Annotated in this window: 15 protein-coding genes and 2 riboswitches; of the genes, 8 read left to right on the forward strand and 7 right to left on the reverse strand. The window is 46.1% G+C overall.

Annotated features, from left to right (window positions below; translation table 11 throughout):
* Positions 1-133 precede the first annotated feature (133 nt).
* On the forward strand, positions 134-481 hold the full coding sequence (locus IEX62_RS22290; protein WP_188778430.1) for a thioredoxin family protein: 348 nt from the start codon (positions 134-136) through the stop codon (positions 479-481).
* A gap of 318 nt (positions 482-799) precedes the next feature.
* Here the strand turns inward: IEX62_RS22290 and IEX62_RS22295 are convergent, their stop codons facing one another.
* A complete protein-coding gene (locus IEX62_RS22295) occupies positions 800-1,207 on the reverse strand; it encodes a GNAT family N-acetyltransferase (protein ID WP_229686023.1) in 408 nt (135 codons plus the stop codon).
* Positions 1,208-1,521: 314 nt separating this feature from the next.
* On the opposite strand from IEX62_RS22295, the gene IEX62_RS22300 reads away from it, so the two are divergent.
* The 5 genes from IEX62_RS22300 to IEX62_RS22320 all read left to right on the forward strand — a co-directional run bounded on the left by IEX62_RS22300 (position 1,522) and on the right by IEX62_RS22320 (position 8,304).
* A complete protein-coding gene (locus IEX62_RS22300) occupies positions 1,522-1,908 on the forward strand; it encodes a GntR family transcriptional regulator (RefSeq protein WP_188778433.1) in 387 nt (128 codons plus the stop codon).
* Positions 1,901-2,806, forward strand: a complete 906-nt coding sequence (locus IEX62_RS22305; RefSeq protein WP_188778435.1) for an ABC transporter ATP-binding protein — start codon at positions 1,901-1,903, stop codon at positions 2,804-2,806. Before IEX62_RS22300 ends, IEX62_RS22305 begins: the two co-directional genes overlap by 8 nt.
* On the forward strand, positions 2,781-4,823 hold the full coding sequence (locus tag IEX62_RS22310; RefSeq protein WP_188778438.1) for a hypothetical protein: 2,043 nt from the start codon (positions 2,781-2,783) through the stop codon (positions 4,821-4,823). The genes IEX62_RS22305 and IEX62_RS22310 overlap by 26 nt, the downstream gene beginning before the upstream one ends.
* A gap of 366 nt (positions 4,824-5,189) precedes the next feature.
* The gene (locus IEX62_RS22315) at positions 5,190-6,035 is read left to right on the forward strand and encodes a rhamnogalacturonan acetylesterase (protein ID WP_188778440.1); all 846 of its coding nucleotides are present in this window, start codon (positions 5,190-5,192) and stop codon (positions 6,033-6,035) included.
* A gap of 517 nt (positions 6,036-6,552) precedes the next feature.
* Entirely contained in the window at positions 6,553-8,304 is a 1,752-nt protein-coding gene (locus tag IEX62_RS22320; protein ID WP_188778442.1) for a methyl-accepting chemotaxis protein, read from the forward strand.
* A gap of 283 nt (positions 8,305-8,587) precedes the next feature.
* On the opposite strand, the gene IEX62_RS22325 is transcribed toward IEX62_RS22320, so the two are convergent.
* The 4 genes from IEX62_RS22325 to IEX62_RS22340 all read right to left on the reverse strand — a co-directional run bounded on the left by IEX62_RS22325 (position 8,588) and on the right by IEX62_RS22340 (position 12,532).
* Complete coding sequence (locus IEX62_RS22325) at positions 8,588-8,740, reverse strand: DUF1540 domain-containing protein (protein WP_188778445.1); 153 nt, start codon at positions 8,738-8,740, stop codon at positions 8,588-8,590.
* A gap of 564 nt (positions 8,741-9,304) precedes the next feature.
* Complete coding sequence (locus IEX62_RS22330) at positions 9,305-10,141, reverse strand: 1,4-dihydroxy-6-naphtoate synthase (protein WP_188778446.1); 837 nt, start codon at positions 10,139-10,141, stop codon at positions 9,305-9,307.
* Positions 10,142-10,825: a futalosine hydrolase gene (locus IEX62_RS22335; RefSeq protein ID WP_188778447.1), complete on the reverse strand. Its 684-nt coding sequence runs from the start codon at positions 10,823-10,825 to the stop codon at positions 10,142-10,144.
* A 162-nt stretch (positions 10,826-10,987) separates the two neighbouring features.
* A complete protein-coding gene (locus IEX62_RS22340; RefSeq protein WP_188778450.1) occupies positions 10,988-12,532 on the reverse strand; it encodes a methyl-accepting chemotaxis protein in 1,545 nt (514 codons plus the stop codon).
* Between the two features lie 702 nt (positions 12,533-13,234).
* Between IEX62_RS22340 and fdhF the strand changes: the two genes are divergently transcribed.
* Positions 13,235-16,219, forward strand: coding sequence for a formate dehydrogenase subunit alpha (fdhF, locus tag IEX62_RS22345; protein WP_188778452.1), 2,985 nt, complete (start codon positions 13,235-13,237; stop codon positions 16,217-16,219).
* Positions 16,203-16,778 carry a helical membrane plugin domain-containing protein gene (locus IEX62_RS22350; RefSeq protein ID WP_188778454.1) on the forward strand — a complete coding sequence of 192 codons (576 nt, stop codon included), beginning with the start codon at positions 16,203-16,205 and terminating at the stop codon, positions 16,776-16,778. Before fdhF ends, IEX62_RS22350 begins: the two co-directional genes overlap by 17 nt.
* 501 nt (positions 16,779-17,279) lie before the next feature.
* Here the strand turns inward: IEX62_RS22350 and IEX62_RS22355 are convergent.
* Positions 17,280-18,089 (reverse strand): transglutaminase-like domain-containing protein, encoded by an 810-nt coding sequence (locus tag IEX62_RS22355; RefSeq protein ID WP_188778456.1) that lies wholly within the window; start codon positions 18,087-18,089, stop codon positions 17,280-17,282.
* 13 nt (positions 18,090-18,102) lie between these two features.
* Positions 18,103-18,188, reverse strand: a riboswitch (cyclic di-GMP riboswitch).
* Positions 18,189-18,236: 48 nt separating this feature from the next.
* A riboswitch (cyclic di-GMP riboswitch) is annotated at positions 18,237-18,321 on the reverse strand.
* Positions 18,322-18,521: 200 nt separating this feature from the next.
* Positions 18,522-19,178 carry a class D sortase gene (locus IEX62_RS22360; protein ID WP_188778459.1) on the reverse strand — a complete coding sequence of 219 codons (657 nt, stop codon included), beginning with the start codon at positions 19,176-19,178 and terminating at the stop codon, positions 18,522-18,524.
* Between the last annotated feature and the right edge of the window lie 59 nt (positions 19,179-19,237).

The following is a 19,237-nucleotide window of genomic DNA, read 5'->3' on the forward strand; positions in this document are numbered from 1 at the left end:
AGACACAGACACAGACACAGACACAGACACAGACACAGACACAGACACAGACACAGACACGGGTGGCAGTGATGGGCTTCGTGGTATAGTGAGGGTATGAAAATAGACTATCGGGGTGTGAGGGAGGTTGATTATGGAGTCTCTTGTTAGTGCGTTGGCGCTGGATGAATGGTTACGGGTGGAGCGATTGGTGCTTGTGTTGTTTAAGACCCAGCATTGTAGTGTTTGTGATGCGGTTCAGCCGCAGTTGGAGGCGTTGCTGGGGCGGTATCCTGCGGTTAAAGGAGCTTATTTGTATATGGAGGATGCGCCGGAGTTAGCTGCGACGTATATGATCTTTACTTCGCCGGTAGTGATGTTGATGTATGAGGGGAAGGAAGTGTATCGGGCGGCGCGGTTTGTTCGTTTTGCAGAGCTAGAGTATCAGGTGAGTCAGTATACTTCGTTGTTGGCTATGGATACACAGGCTGGGACGGATTGAGGTCGGTTGGAGCTGGCTAGATCGGTTTTGCTTATGCACATCGAGCTTTTTCAGCTCATTGCTGGTGCGCGTTGAGCTGAAGAAGCTCATTGGTCGTATAGCCTGTAATGAGCTTCTTGAGCTAACGGATATGAATCGATATGGGCTAGTCTATTGTCGATTAGCACATTGACTAATTGTAGGTCGGTTGACTAGGGATGAAGAGGATCAATAGCTTGATCGTGCTGAATTAGAATGAATTGTAGGGTCTGCCTAGGGGCTGTCCGCTTGGCTTTGAATAGCGTGTATCGCTGTAACGGCTTTCCCTTTTGTGTAGCCTCAACCGCTCCAATAGCGTTCCATTATAATATAATCTTTGCCGCCTTTTTGAAAGGATTCGCCTGTAGCTCTCAGGTCGAAGCGTTCATAGAAGGCGGTTTTTTCTATGCGTGCATTGCAATATAGGCGGCGTAATCCGTGTCGTTCGGCTTCTGTCATGATAAAGGATAGCAGTCTGCTCCCGTGTCCTTGACCTTGCCATGGTATGCGTGTGGCGAATTTGCGGAATTGTCCTTCCGACTCATGCAAAAACAGTGAAATGACGGATACCAGTTCATCTCCATCGAATAAGCCATAATGCAAGCCTTGATCGTCCTTTTTTAGCTTTACATAGTCTAGCTCGCGATCAGGCCACATCACCTCATGTCGCACCTGCCATGCCTGTTCCTTTTTAATTTCTCGGATCATCGGTATCCACCTTCCCTTTTACAGTCCATTGTGTAGCACCTATCATGCTCGTTAGTTTTGCTCGGTTGCTTGTGCTTCGATGTCTGCTTTAATTTCTAATTTCGATTCATCATCAGATATGAATGCTCTTTTTTCAAAAATAGATATGTCTATTCTTATTTAAGCAATTCATCAACCTTTTGACGCTTTCAGCATACCCTATTCATAAAGATAACGAAAATATCTAATGACTATATGATATGGAAAGCATTGACAATCTTCTCCAACTGTATTAATAATAGTAGTACAGTTAATACAGTGAAAGGAGGTTATCCATGTTTGAGCTGGATATACGCAGTCGCAAGCCCATTTACGAGCAGCTGATGGATAAGATCAAGGAACTGATCGTGTACGGCATATTGAAGCCGGATGAGCAGCTTCCCTCTGTGCGTGCGTTATCTGCTCAGCTGACGGTGAATCCCAACACCATTCAGAAGGCGTATCGTGAGCTGGAGCGAGATGGCTATATTTATTCGCAGCCAGGCAAAGGCAGCTTTGTCTCGCCTGCGGAGCAGCAGCCTCAGGATATCCAGCGTGAAGCGATGCGCGAGCAGCTGTTAAAGCTATTTGCAGAAGCGATCTACCTAGGCTTTACTCAATCGGATATGGAGAAGCTATATCGTCAGGCAATGGAAGGAAAAGGAGGCGTTCAGGATGATTAAGCTGGAGCATACCAGCAAGCGATTTGAAGAGGAATATGCAGTTGAAGATTTGTCCTTGAATATACATAAAGGGTCTATTTTTGGACTACTTGGCTCCAATGGTGCAGGTAAAACGACACTGCTCAAGCTACTTGCAGGCATTTACAGTCCAGATCAGGGAAAAGTAACGCTGGATGGGCAGACCGTATATGAGAATCCGGCGACCAAGCAAAATATTGTCTTTCTCGCGGATCGACCTGCTTTTTTCGCACAGACCACGATCCGGCAAATGGCAAACTTTTACCGCTCGATCTATCCAACCTGGAGCGAAGAGCGCTTCAAGCAGCTAGCTCCTGCATTCCAAAGCATCGATCTCAAGCGTAAGCTGCATCGCATGTCCAAAGGCATGCAGCGGCAAGCGACACTATGGCTTGCTCTGAGCTGTAAGCCACAGCTACTTATTCTGGACGAGCCGATCGATGGACTCGATCCTGTGATGCGCAGACAGGTGAAAAATCTACTATTTCAAGAGGTTGCCGAGCATGGAGTGACCGTTGTGATCTCCTCACATAATCTGAGAGAGATTGAGGATATGTGTGATCATGTGGGCATTATGCATGAAGGCAAATTGCTGATGAGCAGAGAATTGGACGATCTCAAGCTAGATATGCACAAAATTCAAGTCGCCTTCCGGGATGAGCGACATGAGCAAGCGGTATCCGGCTTACTGGATATCGTACATAAAGAGCAGCGTGGCAGTGTAGGCACTTATATTATTAAAGGAACCGTAGAGCAGATTAGCGAGATATTCCGTGTGTACGAGCCGTATGTATTCGACATCTTGCCGATGACACTGGAGGAAATTTTCATTTACGAAATGGGGGATGCCGGTTATGACGTTCAGCCGATACTTCTTTAATCGGGGAATATGGTGGTATGCGCTTCGTCAGGCGGGTTGGCTGGGGGTAGTGTATGGATTGGCAATGTTGTGCTTATTACCACTTGGTCTGATCAATGAGGAGCAGTATGTTGAATATCGCGAACCTCTAGTTTTAAATCATCTGTTTGAGATTCATGGTGACATGCAGTCTATTCTCATCATCGCCTTCCCTGCGTTAGTTGCAGTGTTTTTGACACGTTATATGCAGGAGCGGAAGCTATCTGATCTATTACATAGCTTACCGTTAAAAAGACACCAGCTACTCACTATTGTATTTTGTGTAGGTTCAGGTATTATTATCATTCCAACCTGGGTGGTAACGCTGATCATATCGATGATGCGTCCTGGGTTAGTACGTGTATCTTTTAGTCAGATACAACTGATCGAATGGGCGGTATCCATCTCTGTAATGACCATACTTGTTTTCGTATTTACAGTATTGGTCGGCATTTGTATCGGTCAGTCGATTTTACAGTTGCTATTATCTATGGGCTTATTGCTATTACCATTTATGTTTATGGTCATGTTTCAGCATCATTTGAACGTCTTGTTATATGGATATTTGAATAGTGATCCCGATGTGCCAGCGTCTAATTTGTGGTCGCCGATTTATCGAATTGCACAGTTCAGTTATGCCCCTTTACAAGCAAGTGAAGGATGGAAATATGTCATATCGATTGTAATCTGCATTGCTTTTGCTTATATGTTATATCGATTGCGTCCTGCCGAAAGCTCCAGTAACGGTATAGTATTCCGGTATGTTAACCCGATCTTCCGTTTACTGGTAATGCTGGTGATGTCCTTATTTGCTGGACTACTCTCTATGAGATTAGTGCTTGATCGCCCGCTAGTGATGGTGACCGGCTATGTGCTGGGTGCATTAGTAGGTGGAATTATCGCCGATATGATTATTCGTAAAACATGGCAGGTTGCAGACAAGCAACTTATACGTATGCTAGGTGGTTATGGTGCAGTTATTGCTCTGATTCTCTGGTTGCCTGTAGCCAATGTGAATGGTTATTCATCGAGAATACCTGATCCTAATAATATTCAAGGCGTCTATATAGGCTCTAATCTATCAGAGGACTTGTACAATAGTACTTTTTCCAATAATGGTCTATTGATTGACCGAACGTTTAATCCTACTGGATTGTCTGATAGTCGACAGTATATGGATGCCATTATTAATTTGCATCGGCAAATTGTAGCGGAGCGTCCGAATTCAGACTATGGCAAGCAATATAATCCGTGGGAGAACAATAATCAGCAGTTTCAGATTGCTTATTTGCTTAAAGATGGTAGTCTTATGACACGGAACTACTTTATACCAAGAGATCGTTATAAAGCGTATTTATTACCTATCGTTAATCAGTTGCCTTACAAAAATACGTACTATAGCTTAAATCAGTTGGCGGATTATCAGGGACCTATTCAAATTAACAATCCAGATACAAACTGGACAACACCTTCTAAAATGATTCGCAATCCGGAAGATTTAAACGTATTCAAGCAATTCTTAATCGAACAAATCCAAACGACTAAAAATTCGTGGGATGACTATTCATCAGGTGCTGTTGTGCAGGTAAGTATTGATATTCCAATGAATGGTTCGGGCAATATTTTGCAAAAAATGTATATGTTAAGTGCAAACGAACCGAAAATATACAACTGGCTACAAAAGAAAAACCTGCTTTCAGCTACAACACGAGTAGAGGATTTGAAGGCAATTCAGTTGTTACCGCGCGCAGAAGGTGACAATCATGCAGATAGCAATGTACCTTATAATAGCGTGAATAAACATGCTGTTGTGATCGATTCTCCTGACCAGATGAAGCGTATTCTGACAAATAGTCAGATATACACTGGAGCATATGCCAAGCAACAAGAGAAGAACGGCTACAAAGTACAGCTTGTTTTCAAAAACGGACTATTTGGCTATCGCGATCTTCCTAGCTCGCAGATGACGCCCGAGCTATACAGCATGGTCTCGCGTTAAAGTATACGCGCCCACGACGTTATTTTAAAAACGATATCTGTACTTTATCCTGCACCTCTTGCACAATGCCAGTAGATTGTCCGTCTTATTAGGACAATCGCTGCTTGTTCAGAGGTGCATTTTCTTTAAAATAAACAAAGCCTGTTACCCTACACAAGCCCTTCCCCTCCTCCTTCCTTACCGCAGCTACCCATACAACATTACAGAAACCCAATCCCATAATCCCGCAATCTACATACAATCCATCCTTAAACCACTGAATTTTAAACAAACCACACGGTTTAGTCTATTCCCCGCTACAGAAGGAAATCGATATGATCAATAATGTAAGCGCTTCATAATTCGGGAAGAAGGGATGAATGAATCATGAATCGGAATTGGCGAGGATCATCCGTAGGGCTGCTGGCGATGGTGTTACTGTTGGGAGTATGGTTTAGCGGTGGAATGGCAGGAGGAAGTAGAGCAAATGCAGCAGATAACAACGGTGCAAGCTCCGATACGCAGACAACGTCTGATACTACAGCTGTACATATCCCGGTTGTCTATCTCGCAGGTGATTCGACTGTACAGACGTATCGCGCTTCTCAGCGTCCACAGGCAGGCTGGGGACAGATGATCGCAAGCTATTTTGATGATGGTGTGCAGTTTAGCAATCATTCCATCGGTGGACGTAGCTCACGTTCCTTTATCGAGCAGGGACGACTGGATACGATTGTAGCGCTACTACAGCCCGGCGATTATCTCATGGTGCAATTCGGGCATAATGATGCCGATTCCTCCAAACCTGAACGCTATACGCCGGTTAATGATTATCGGAATTACCTGAAAACGTATATTGATCGCGCACGCAGCAAGGGAGCTACCCCGATTCTCGTGACTCCTGTATCTCGCCGCGATTATAATGCAGCCAATGGGCAATTCAAGCCGAGCTTTCCTGAATATGTAGCAGCGATGAAGCAGGTTGCTGCCGAAACGAATACGCTATTGATCGATCTGAATGCACGTAGTGTAGCGCTGTATAATACGATTGGTATTGAAGGCACCAAATCTATCTTCCTACATGTAGCGGCTGGGCAGTATCCGTATTTCCCTGATGGTGTGCAGGATAATACTCATTTTCAGGAGCAAGGCGCTATAAAGATTGCAGGATTGGTGGCAACAGGCATCGACGAGTTAAATATTCCGCTATCTGAGCATCTGCTCGCTCCTTAATTTTCTGTACTACTCGTAAGCACATGAGGCGATCATGTTGAAGCGATGCTGCTGCTCATGAAGCCTAACAAAACATAGATCGATATCATAGATTCATATCTTCATGCAAGCCACCTTGAAGAATCAGGGTGGCTTTTGCTGTGTCCCAAATTATTTTCTGCTCGTGCACATCACAAGCTCTCCCCTACATACGAATCTACCCGAAGCGGTGACGCAGGGCTAACCGATAACATGGGGAAAGCACAGGCTTTTTTTTGGATGGTTATCAATTTAATTGAGAAAAAAATACTGAAAAGTAATTAAATTTGATAAGTTGCTTATAATTAAGATATTTGACCATAAATAACTGGATGATTTTACCGATATAGGTGTTAGTGATAGCACCAAATGATGGTTCATATGAACCAAAAAGACTCGGCATGCCACTGTAAACGACAGAAATGCATAGACTTTGCACATTCATTGCACTATCTCTCATCTCAACTTATCTAATAGCTTATTACCAGGAGGAAGTCGTATGAATATGTTCAAATTTAATAACTGGAGCCTCAGTGCCAAAGTGCTACTCCCCGTTGTTGTACTGATGGTTGCCCTGATCGTTTTTTCGATTCTGGCTTTGCGCAATCTGGATACGATGGAAAAGAAAATTGTTTCATCCTTGTATGATAATTCGTATAAAATCGATTATCTGATCCTTAATGCTGACCGCGATTTTTACCAGGCATTACTCGCACAAACGAAGCTGCTAACCCTGCAAAATGAAGGGGATATCCAGAAGCAGGTTGGCGATTACAATGAAAATGCCAAGCAGGTATATGATCGTGTACAGGCAGCAAGAGCCATTATGGAGCAAAATGCTGACGTTTTCAAAGCGTACAAGGATCAGGAAACGGGCAAAAGCACATTCGAGCTGTTTGATTCATTTAACCAGGATTACAATGCATGGAAGCAGGAGTTCAACGTCAATACACGTACGCTGACCAGTGCAACGAATGCTGATGAGCAATTCAGCGCAGCCAGAGGTAATATCGATAAAATTAGCGATATTATTGATCAGTACAGCACCGACTCACTGAACAGTAATGCTGCTCTCAAAAAACAAATGGTTGTACTCACCTATATTCAGCTCGCCGCTGCTGCCATCCTATCGGCGATTATCGTATTTTTCATCGTGATGAATATAAGAAGACGTACAAAAGATACACTGGATCTGATTGACCGGACAGCACGCTTTGATCTGCTGTATGTGGATAAATTCACTCCATATTTATCGCAAAAGGATGAGTTTGCTGTGATCATTCAGGCGCTTGGTGAAGCGCGCAGACAGTTCCGTCTCACCTTTAGCAAGGTGATGGAAGAGAGCGCTAGCTTGCAGACGAAGATCGGCAATGTAGAGCAGGAGATGAACAAGCTGGATGCAGGTGTGCATGACATTTCCTCAACGACCGAGCAGCTGTCGGCAGGGATGGAACAGACCGCAGCGTCGGCACAGGAGATGAATGCCACCTCCAATGAGATTGAAGCGGCTGTACATTCTGTGGCATCCAAGGCGCAGGAGGGAGCGCGTGCAGCAGAGCAATTAACCGAGCGCGCCGTAGAGCTCACTACTCAATTCAAGGCATCGTATGAAGAGAGTGATCGCACGTACAAAACGGCAAGTGCGAATCTGATTCAAGCCCTGGAAGAATCCAAATCCGTAGAGCAGATTCGCTCGCTCGTTACCTCGATTATCGAGATCGCTGCTCAGACGAATCTACTATCGCTTAATGCAAGCATTGAGGCGGCGCGCGCAGGTGAGGCAGGACGAGGCTTTGCTGTCGTAGCTAGCGAGATCAGCAAGCTGGCAGAGGATTCGAAAAACGCTGCCGATCGCATCAATGCGATTACTGGCGTCGTTACTCGCTCGGTCGATAATCTGTCCTCACATTCCAACAATCTGCTAGAGCTTTTTGATACGAATATTTGGAAGGATTATCGTATGATGCTCAGCTCTGCCGAGCACTATGCCACGAGTGCGCAGGAGATTGATGCGATTGCAGGTGATCTGAGCGCAACCTCTGAGGAATTGCTCGCATCGGTTGAAAATGTCGTGAAGACGATTCATGAAATTTCCGTTGCCGCAGATGAAGGGGCACAGGGAACCGGTATGATCGCCAGAAAAACAGATGATATTGTGCAGCAGACGAATCGTGTTAGCGAGCAGATGGAGCAATCCAAGCAAGATATCGAAGGTCTGGCAGAGTCCGTATCCAAGTTCAAACTCAGCTAATTCGTCACCATATGCTGTAGACAGCATGACGATGATTCTCAATCAAACACAAGGACAGCCCCGATTTTGGCAGGCTGTCCTTGTTTGATTGCATATAAAGTTAAAAGGTTTTTCTATGTACTGCCTAGCTAAACCCTTGCTACGACAGGAATTCCAAAGATTCTCAATCTTTTCTCAATAATTTTGCAAAACCTCTTGATAATAATAATCATTGTTGATAGAATATAAAAAGAAAGAAGGAACTCGGCAAAGTCCCTTCTCTCGGTGGAGCAATATTCAAAGCTTATTTCTTTTCGAATGTTTGACAATCTGTTTCTTGAGCTTCAGTCACTTCTTGTTTAACGTGGCTAGTAACGAAGATTGTTTCAGCAGTGCATTTGTTTTGCTCTGCCCAGTGAGTGCAAGAGTTAACTTCACACAGTACGCCTTGTGCCATGAGGATTCACCTCCTAAATAAAAGAATACAGATGCCAAGCTACAGTCCCTTCGGCAAAAGGGGCTATTTGTGCTATCATCTGATACTTACATTGCCAGTATACAGGATATATACCCGCTTTGGCAAACTTTTTACCGCAGAGCTGCGAAAAAAAGAAAAAATATCCAGTTTGTATGAGCAGGGATTTGGATAAGCGGAAATATTGTCCATGTACCGTTATAGATTTTTTATCGTTCGTTATAGATTGTCATTGCTCGACTTCGTATATTCGTATAAATGGATCATTATATTGCATAGTGATATTCATTCACCATGTTATGTGATACGCATCATATATAGCTCTATATACGGATATAGCTATACAAAAAAGCCTTCCCAATGAAGCTACTAATGCTTCGTGGAAAGGCTTTTTTTGTTCCTATGCTTGCTGAAAATAGTCACATCGATGATCGATTGGTATTCGTTTATCTGTACTCGTTTATCTACATTCGTTACAAGCCGATCATACAGATAGATACAGCCCGATTTTATCTATATCATAGACTTGCCAGACAGCTCGGCTGATTACTTACGCAGCAGGCTGAGGTCAAACTCCGGTACCAGCCCTTCGCGAGCAGCGCGACCGAGCAGTGCTTCAATCGCATTGTAACCATCCTCGCCCAGATCACGTGTGAACTCATTAACATACAGCTCAATATGCGAATCAGCAACGTTCGGGTCCATCTCCTGTGCATGCTCCAGTACATAATCACGGGATGCTTGCGGATGCTGCCATGCGTATTCAACCGATGCACGCGCCCAGCTCGCAATCTGTTCACGATCCAATGAGCGGCGTGCGATGATCGCACCGAGTGGAATCGGCAGGCCGGTATCCTGCTCCCACCAGCTACCCATATCCTGGAGCAGGGTAAGACCATAGTTCGGATACGTGAATCGTGCTTCATGGATAACGAGACCGGCATCGATCTGTCCATCACGCACCGCAGGCATAATCTGGTCAAATGGCATCACGACCACTTCACCAATTCCACCCGGAACATTTTGTGCAGCCCACAGACGGAATAGCAGATAGGCAGTAGAGCGCTCGCTTGGCACGGCAACACGTTTGCCAGATAATGCAGCAGCATCTGTAGCTTCGGGATCAGCAGTCAGCACGAGCGGGCCACAGCCGCGACCGAGTGCGCCTCCGCAAGGGATGAGCGCATAATCCTCCAGCACCCATGGTAGAGCAGCATAAGAGATTTTCAGCACTTCTGGGCCTTCACCAGATGCAGCCCAGTTATTCGTAATATCAATATCGGCATACGTGACTTCCAGCTCTGGCGCACCATCGATTAGGCCGTGTACCCAGGCGTGAAAGACGAACGTATCGTTAGGACATGGAGAAAAAGCAATTTTCATTTAGAGCACCTCCGCTAAAATACGGGTTGCTTGCCCAAGTGACTTGAGGGCATCTGGAATACGCCAGCTATCACGATCACGCGGCCCTACTGTATTGGAAATCGCACGCAGCTCCATAACCGGCAGGTCAAATAGGTTCGCAGCTACCGCTACGCCAAAGCCTTCCATACCTTCTGCCGCAGCATTGGGAATACGCTGTAGGAGCGCAGTCGTTGTCTCTGCCGAGCCTGTTGTAGTCGATACGGTCAGCACGGAACCGACATGTACAGGAATGGTAGCAGCCTGAAGTGCAGCAGCGACAGTCTGGGTAGAGCTACGATCCGATTGCAAAGTCGAGTGACCGAAGCCTAGCTCATCTACCGTAATAAAGCCTTGATCCGGTGTCTCCGAGCCGAGATCAGCAGCAATCATCTGATCGGCAAGCACGATGCTCCCTATTGGTGCATGTGGTGCAAAGCCGCCTCCAATCCCTGCGCTGATGACCAGACCATACTCATCGCTGTGCAGAGCTAAATGAGCAGCAGTTTCTGCCGCAGCACTTGCTGGCCCGACGCCAACGATAATCACCTCGTAGCGTTCTCTAGCGTGATAGGGTAGAGCTTGTAGGATTGCATTTCGTTCAGCTTGTACAGCTGTTGCAATCAATATACGGTAGCTCGCTCCTGTGTAACGTGAAGCTTCCATCGAATCAAACCTCCTTAGCAGTCGAGGCTTGGCAGCAAGCCCATCCTTTAACGTTACTCCGAAAAAGGAATGATGTAAAGTCGATCATAGTAAGGGGATGACAGACGAAGCCCCATACAGACTCCATGCCATCGTAGGATCTGCATGTAACATCAGCACCGTTTATTCTGCTCGTAGCTGATCGATCACACGCTGCAAGCCCTCGGATGCAGCGGTAAGGGAATGAGCGACACGAATGGCTTCCTGATTCGTAGCATGCTGTCGTCCAGCCGTTTCTTTTGCATCCTCACAGTTGTCTACAAAGGCAGTTGCGATCCCTGCGATATGCTCCACCGAACCAGAGATATGAATCGAGGAGGCAGACACGAGCTGGCTGGATTGTAAAATATGCTGTACACCCTGACCGACCTCGGCACTATGCTTCCATATACGTTCCAATGTCTCGCGTGTCTGCTTTGTAGCGGCTACGCCAGCATCCAGTCTTGTATTTACCTGCTCCATCGAATCGGCAGATTTGTGTGTATCCAGCGTCATTTCTGCTAGAAAAGACGTGATCTGCGAAGCAGATTCGGCGGAGAGATGCGCCAGCTTTTGAATTTCCTGAGCGACGACAGCGAATCCACTGCCAGCTTCGCCTGCTCGTGCCGATTCGATCGAGGCATTGAGGGCGAGCAACTGCGTTTGAGCAGCGATTTCCTGAATAAAGGTTGTGATTTGCGAGATATTTTGGGAGTGCTGCTGTAGCGAGTGCATATGCTGGCGTGATTGCTGAACCGCCTGTAGCAGTAAGCCCATTTCACAATTTAACTGCTCCAGGCTATGATTGCTCGTTTCGGTAAAGCTAGCGGTTTCGTCGGATCGCCGGAGCACCAGATCGATCGCAGTATGGATCTGTTCGAGCTGTTTATTATTTTGCGCGACTGCGTCCAGGGCAAGGCTCGCCTGCTCCTTTTGTAAAAGGGAGCCTTTGGACACGCCATCAATGCGCGAACTCATCTCTTCACCATGTAGAGCAGCAGAGGAGGCAATGTGCATCAATTCAGATGAGCCCTGCCCGATACCATTGGCTACATCATTCAGACGCTGAATGACCGAACCGATAATCCGACCGCGCTCCTGCTGCTGTGTTTGCTGCGAGGTACGCTTATAGCGCTGATTCGTAATGATCTGAACGCTGACGGCAGTAGAAGTACAAATGAGAAAAAAAGCATGGACGACTAGCATCGTCAGCGAGTATGTATCTGTACCAAAGATTAAGCGTGGGAACCACACAAAGCCCACAATATGCTGAATTGCAAATAGAGCTGAAGCGATCGTAATCAAACGAATACTCTCATAAAAGCATAAAATGGCGATTACCATAAAGATCGAGAAATGAAAGACGACATCCCCATTGCCGCCCGAGATCATCGATATGCTGCTGAATACCATGGATAGTGTGTTAAACAAAGCAACCTTAGGATCGGAAGGACGCTTTGCATACAGCCAGTAGGCGATGATCAGCAAAACAATAGGTAGCAGCAGTAATAGATTTAGCGCCTGCGGATTGTTACTCATCATACCATCGTTCATGGACATCGTGCCGCCAGCATGCTGCATCATACCCCCAAAAAAGTGCAGCTCTCGCGCTAGAAAGTGGACTAAGAGCGAGATCGCTAGAATCCCAGCCGAGATGTACAGCATGACGTAGTTCTTTTGTTTACTCATCTTCATTTCCCCCTGAGCTATAGTGAACAAAATAAGGAGCAAGGCATGATCATACGAAGTCGTTAAAATGCCAGGCTGTTAGGACATGCCTGCTGCTATTATTTATATCGGTGACTTAATTACGAATTGATTATAGCCAAAATTTAAAATTCCTCAATTTTAGCAAATTTTATGTGTTAGGTGCGATATGTGTCAGATGCGAAAAGATAGTGTAATCCCAATACGCATCGCTATGGATTGAGCCAGCCTTGAAAATAGTAAAGTTACTTGCAAGGAGCAATGGCTCGATGTGCTTATAAATCAGGTTATCCCTATCCATATGTAACTACATTAATAACATTCTTATACGAGTTGCTGCATACTTTTGCACAAACGGGGTAATAGATGTCAAAACGCTGTCTTCGTAACGCTAGCTTGTAGGCTATCCGTTTAGTAGCTAAATCGTCTACTTGCTTATGCGAGCGCACACAATGAACAGCACGATTATAGCCTTCAGTACACTCGCATACAGTCTCCAATAGTACAGTTTATAGCGATGGATTAACTATAGCTGCTGAGCTAGATACGTCACGACAGCTTAGATGCAGACAGTGAAATCGTATAACAGCGCCTTTAGTAGACCAGGTGTACACGATGGGGACAGATAGAGTGGAGTAGGAACGATGGAACTTTATTTTGCAGAGTAGAGGTGAGCCAAGCACAATGAAAATGGACACGAATGAGACATGGACGATTGAGGTAGAGGGACGATCTGTAGTAGCGCATCCCGGTATGACAATTGTGCAGGCTGTTAATGCAGTACCTGAGTTGTATATTCCGCAAATCTGTTATAACGAGCAGCTTGGCCCCATCAACACCTGTGATACCTGTATGGTCGAGGTGGATGGTGAGCTCGTGCGTGGATGTAGTACCGAGGTGAAGCAGGGCATGCGTGTATCCACGCAGACGAATCTGGTCAAGGATGCACAGCAGGAATCGATGTCCCGTATTTTGCGCAATCATGAGCTATACTGTACGGTTTGCGATAATAACAACGGAAACTGTGTCGTACATAATACGACCGAGCGGCTTGGTATTGAGCACCAGAGCTATCCGTTTCGCAATAAGCCCTATGAAATCGACAATACCAATCCGTTTTACCGCTATGATCCAGATCAGTGTATTTTGTGCGGTCGCTGCGTAGAGGCGTGTCAGGATCTGCAAGTGAATGAAACGTTATCGATCGATTGGAGTCGTGAGCAGCCACGTGTCGTCTGGGATAATGATGTACCGATCGATCAATCCTCCTGCGTCTCCTGCGGGCATTGTGTAACGGTCTGCCCCTGTAATGCATTAATGGAGACATCGATGATTGGCGAAGCAGGCTTTATTACCGATATCGATAGCCGACTGATGGAGCCGCTAATCGATCTGACCAAGGAAGTGGAGCCGGGCTACTCCAGTATTTTTCAGGTGTCCGAGATGGAAGCCTCGATGCGCAAGTCTCGCATTGAAAAAACGAAAACCGTCTGCACATATTGCGGTGTAGGCTGTAGCTTTGAGGTGTGGACGAAGGGGCGCGATATTCTTAAAATCGAGCCGTCTGTAGATGCACCGGTGAATGGCGTTTCCACCTGTATTAAGGGGAAATGGGGCTGGGACTTCGTAAATAGCGAGGAGCGCCTGACTAAGCCGCTTATTCGTCAGGGTGACCGCTTCGTTGAGTCTTCGTGGGATGAAGCCCTGTCACTTATCGCTGAAAAGCTGGGCGGTATTCGTGATCAGCACGGCTCCGATGCCCTTGCTTATATCGCATCGTCCAAATGCTCGAATGAGGAAAACTATATTTTCCAAAAGTTCGCTCGTTCAATTATGGGAACGAACAATGTGGACAACTGCTCACGTTACTGTCAGTCTCCCGCTACATCCGGTCTGATGCGTACGGTCGGTCTGGGTGGCGATACCGGTACGATCCAGGATATTCAGCAGGCTGAGCTTGTATTGATCGTGGGTGCGAATCCAGCGGAGTCCCATCCGGTACTGGCTACGCGTGTAAAACGCGCGCACAAGCTACACGGTCAGAAGCTGATCGTATCGGATATTCGTAAAAATGAAATGGCAGAGCGTGCTGATCTGCATTTGCATCCGAAGCCAAGCTCTGATCTCGTATGGCTGTCGGCAGTAACGAAGTATATTATCGATCAGGGCTGGGAAAATCGCGAATTCCTGGATCAGCATGTGGAAGGCTTTGATGCTTACCGCGAATCCCTCGCTCCGTACACGCTGGAATATGCGGAAGAGAATTCCGGTCTGTCACGTGAGGAGCTGATTCGTACCGCGGAAATGATCCACCAATCGGGCAGTACTTGTATTTTGTGGGCGATGGGCGTTACACAGCATCGTGGCGGCACAGATACATCGACAGCGATCTGCAATCTGCTGCTAACAACAGGCAATTTTGCCCGTCCAGGTACAGGTGCGTATCCGCTGCGTGGTCATAACAACGTACAGGGTGCCTGTGATTTTGGTACGATGCCGAACTTCTTCCCAGGTTATGAAAAGGTGAGCGATGATGCAGTGCGTTCTCGCTATGAGCAGGCATGGGGCGTGAAGCTGCCGGATCAACCGGGACTGGATAATCATCAGATGGTCGATGCGATTGAGGATGGTCGTATCAAAGGGATGTATCTGTTTGGTGAGGAAATGGCATTTGTCGATTCCAATTCTAATTTTGTAGAAGAGATGTTCGCCAAGCTGGACTTCTTCGTCGTACAGGATATTTTCTTCTCTCGTACTGCGCAATTTGCCGATGTGGTTCTGCCTGCTTCGCCAAGTCTGGAGAAGGATGGTACGTTTACGAATACTGAGCGCCGTATTCAGCGTTTCCATCAGGCGTTGGAGCCATTGGGTGATTCGCGTCCCGACTGGCGCATTATTCAGGATGTGGCAAATGCGCTGGGTGCAAACTGGAATTATCGTCATCCGTCCGAGATTATGGACGAAGCAGCAAGCCTTGCTCCTATGTTCGCTGGTGTAAGCTATGAGCGTCTGGAGGGCTGGAGCAGTCAGGTATGGCCAGTGAAACCGGATGGTAGCAGCACCGAGCTATTGTACACCGATGGCTTTGCTTTCCCGGATGGTAAGGCTCGTCTGTATCCAGTGGATTGGACATTGCCATTTGAGCCTGAAGCAGAGTATGATCTGCATCTGAACAATGGACGCTTGCTGGAGCATTTCCATGAAGGCAATATGACGTATCAATCGGAAAATATTCGTCATAAGGTGCCATCCACCTGGCTGGAGGTATCGCCAGAGCTAGCAGCGGAACGCGGAATCGAGACAGGAGCGAAGGTGCGTCTTGTATCGCCATTCGGAGCAGTGAAACTGTCGGTCGTTGTCACGGATCGTGTACGTGGCAAAGAGCTATATCTGCCGATGAATACGCAGCACGCGAGCGAAGCCGTGAATCGCCTGACCAGCAGCCACACCGATAAAGTCACGCACACACCAAGCTACAAGGAGATTAATGTGCGGATGGAAGTGCTGGAGGATCGCGGTGTATCTCCATTGCCACAGGTGAATCATCGCTTTGCCCAGCGGCATCCGCAGATCAGCGTACGTGTAGAAGATAAGTGGAAGCGCGACGATTACGAGCCAATTGCGGATACCATACGGAAGGAGCGTGCCCAGCATGGCCAGAGCCATTAACCGAATTGAACGTCACGAGCCTACAGCAGCGGAAATTCAGGCAGAGTCGCTCAGTCAGGTGATCGATGCGATTGCCAGCAATAAGGAAGCGATTATTAAGACGATCGGTATTGTGAAGGAGCTGAACGATGCCGGGATACTCGATATTACAAGCGCCGCACTGGAAAATCGTACCGAGCTGGGATTACATGGCGTCAAGCTGATTAATGCGCTCAATCTGCCGCCACTTATTAAAAATGTACTCACGATGGTCGAAATGTTCGGCAGTATTGATCCGCTGGAAATGAATCGCCTGATCAATGCGCTGGGCAGCAGTCTCGGTCAAATCAGCGAGATCGATCCAACGAATCGTCAATATGGCGATCATATCGATAAAGAGCCACCTGGAATGCTGGCATTGCTGAAAATGATGCGTGATCCAGACGTACGCACCACGCTGACATTTGGACTACATTTTCTCAAAGCCATGGGTGGCGAGCTGAACAAGCCCAAGCCAGAGGAAGACGATGTTTATTCCGATCCACGTAGCAAAAAGAGTAATGATTATCCAGAGGTATAATGGCTTATGTAACATCAGGAAGTGTCAAAGTCTATAAACAGAAGGATATAAGTAGAAGGAAAAAATGACAAATTAAAAAATATTAAAACTACAAGCGCGCTGGACTCAAGTATATGCCTGAGTCTAGCGCGCTTGTTTGGTTGGTTGAAGATGAAGATGTCAGAGTTACTGATAGTCATAAAGCAGCAGAGAAGCTGAATCCTACTTAAAGACTCGGTATAGAATGTAGAGAAAAAAGCTACATATCGAAATTCATATAGTAAATAAATCTGAATGAAATGCGAATAAAGAAGCTATACAATGAGCTTGAATATAGAACATAGATACAAAACCTAAATATAGAACTTAAATACAGAACCTCAATCTATTCGTGCAATTCATGTAATGTCTCGATGCACCGAATATATCAAACAATTATCAAACAAACGGCGTACCGCTTTAAGCAGTACGCCGTTTATTTGAGCTATGAAGCTGTGTATACGAAGACTTGAGTTGAATGAATTAGTATACTTTTGCTGCTGTGTACTGGCTAGCATCTGTAGTCAGTGTTGTTTTTTTACCGCCTTGTTTCATCGATGCATCTACAGTTGTGTCTACAACTACCCATTTGCCATTCAGAAATACTTCGTTCCATGCGTGGTATTCTTTGACTTTAGTCGAAGTACCCATGTCCAGCTTCGCTGGAATTCCTACGCTACGCAGCATTGCTGCATTCAGCGATGCGTAGTCGTAGCAGATGCCTTTGTTCGAAGTCAGTGTTTGAGCAGGGCTTGGGATGTATACTGCTGGCAGTGCTGCTGCCAGTGCATAATCGTATTTTACTTTCGAAGTGATGTAATCATAGATCGCTTGTGCTTTAGCTGTGTCTGTTGTTGCGTTAGCAGTCAGCTCACGTGCTTTAGCGATAACAGCCGGGCTGTTTTTCCAGTTGATGTTTTGAGTCGAAGCCAGGTATACGCTGTTAGGGTTGCTCAGTGTAACATCCAGCGAATCCGAGCTTACTTTGCGATAATTGTTACCCGATGTGTTTTCCAGCAGTGTAACTTCATATGTTCCGTCACCCAGCTGTAAAGGGAAGTTCGATGCTGCACTTACTGTGTTCAGATCGTAAGTGTACGTTGTACCACTTTTTGCGATCATCACTTTTGTGCGTGCAGCCGATGCAGGAGTATAGTTAACGGCGATATAGCCATTGTCGATATTCGAAGCGTCCAGCCATTCGGAATTTGTCGTTTCAGCTGCAAATGCAGGGCTGATAGCACCGAACAGGAACGATGTAGCAAGCGAGCAAGCAATTACCAATTTTTTCATAAGTAAAACTCCTTTCGGTAGCTGGCTGCCAACTCGGTAAGCGAGTAAGGCCCTTTAGCTTTGCGTCCCTGTTTTTCAACAGGTTTGCCATTATCGTACAAGTTTTATAAAATTTGGAATTAATAGAATACAAAAAAAGCTTATCCATTCGGTAGCTGGCTGCCAACTCGGTAATGAGTAAGGCCCTTTAGCTTTGCGTCCCTGCTTTTCAACAGGTTTGCCATTATCGTGCAAAAGCTTTGATCTAGTCGTTCAAGCTATGCGAATGTGTACCAGGTACACGATATCAAGTAACAGAGAAATGAAGGCTTGTGGCACCCGTAAAAAGTTACTGAGTAACCACAATCTAATCATAGCACTTTTTGCCGAAATCTCAATCTTTATTCGCTAAAATACGCGAAATGAATAACACTGTTAGCCTTGTTAAATGAATTAACTTTGACGATCGGTTCGATGAGCATGAACGATCAGTCGATGAGTAGGATTAATGAGTGGATCACAGGTGACAAGCGTTAATTCTTGCTCTTTGCCATTTGCGTTTAACACCGATACATCGGTAGGTTCAACAATGTGAATCTTATCGACAGTATAGGTGTAGGAGCGACCCTGCGCCTCAATCTGAATCGTATCGCCAAGCTTCAACTCATTCAGACGATTAAACAGTCGTCCATACTTGTGAGCCCGGTGAGCAGCAACAGCAAAGTTGCCAATAGCTCCTAGCTGATTCGTCTCCGAAATGTGTACGGCAGCACTGCGCATATTATCACGCGTTGCGCCTTCCACGATAGGCAATTTTACATCGATCACAGGAATCGTAATGATGCCGATGATGTCGCCTTGAGCTGCCGCAGTCAGCGCGGAATCAGCACTATTATTATTATCGGCAGCAGCCCCCTCATTTAGTAGAGCATTTACGCGAGAATATTCATTTTTTAAATTATTATTTTGAGCGCTTGAGCCAGCGACTTCACTTTGCTCTGCCTGTGCTAGCAAACGCTCCTGCTGCCAGTCAGCATACCATTCAGATGCCTTGGGATAGAGCAAAACAGCAATGCCCAGTAGAATGAGCAGATACGACCATTTTTTCACAGGCGATTTCGCCCCCTTTTCATTGAATCCTGAAGCATGATCTGCAATATAATATAACT

The organism is Paenibacillus hunanensis, assembly GCF_014645615.1.
Lineage (GTDB): Bacteria > Bacillota > Bacilli > Paenibacillales > Paenibacillaceae > Saccharibacillus > Saccharibacillus hunanensis.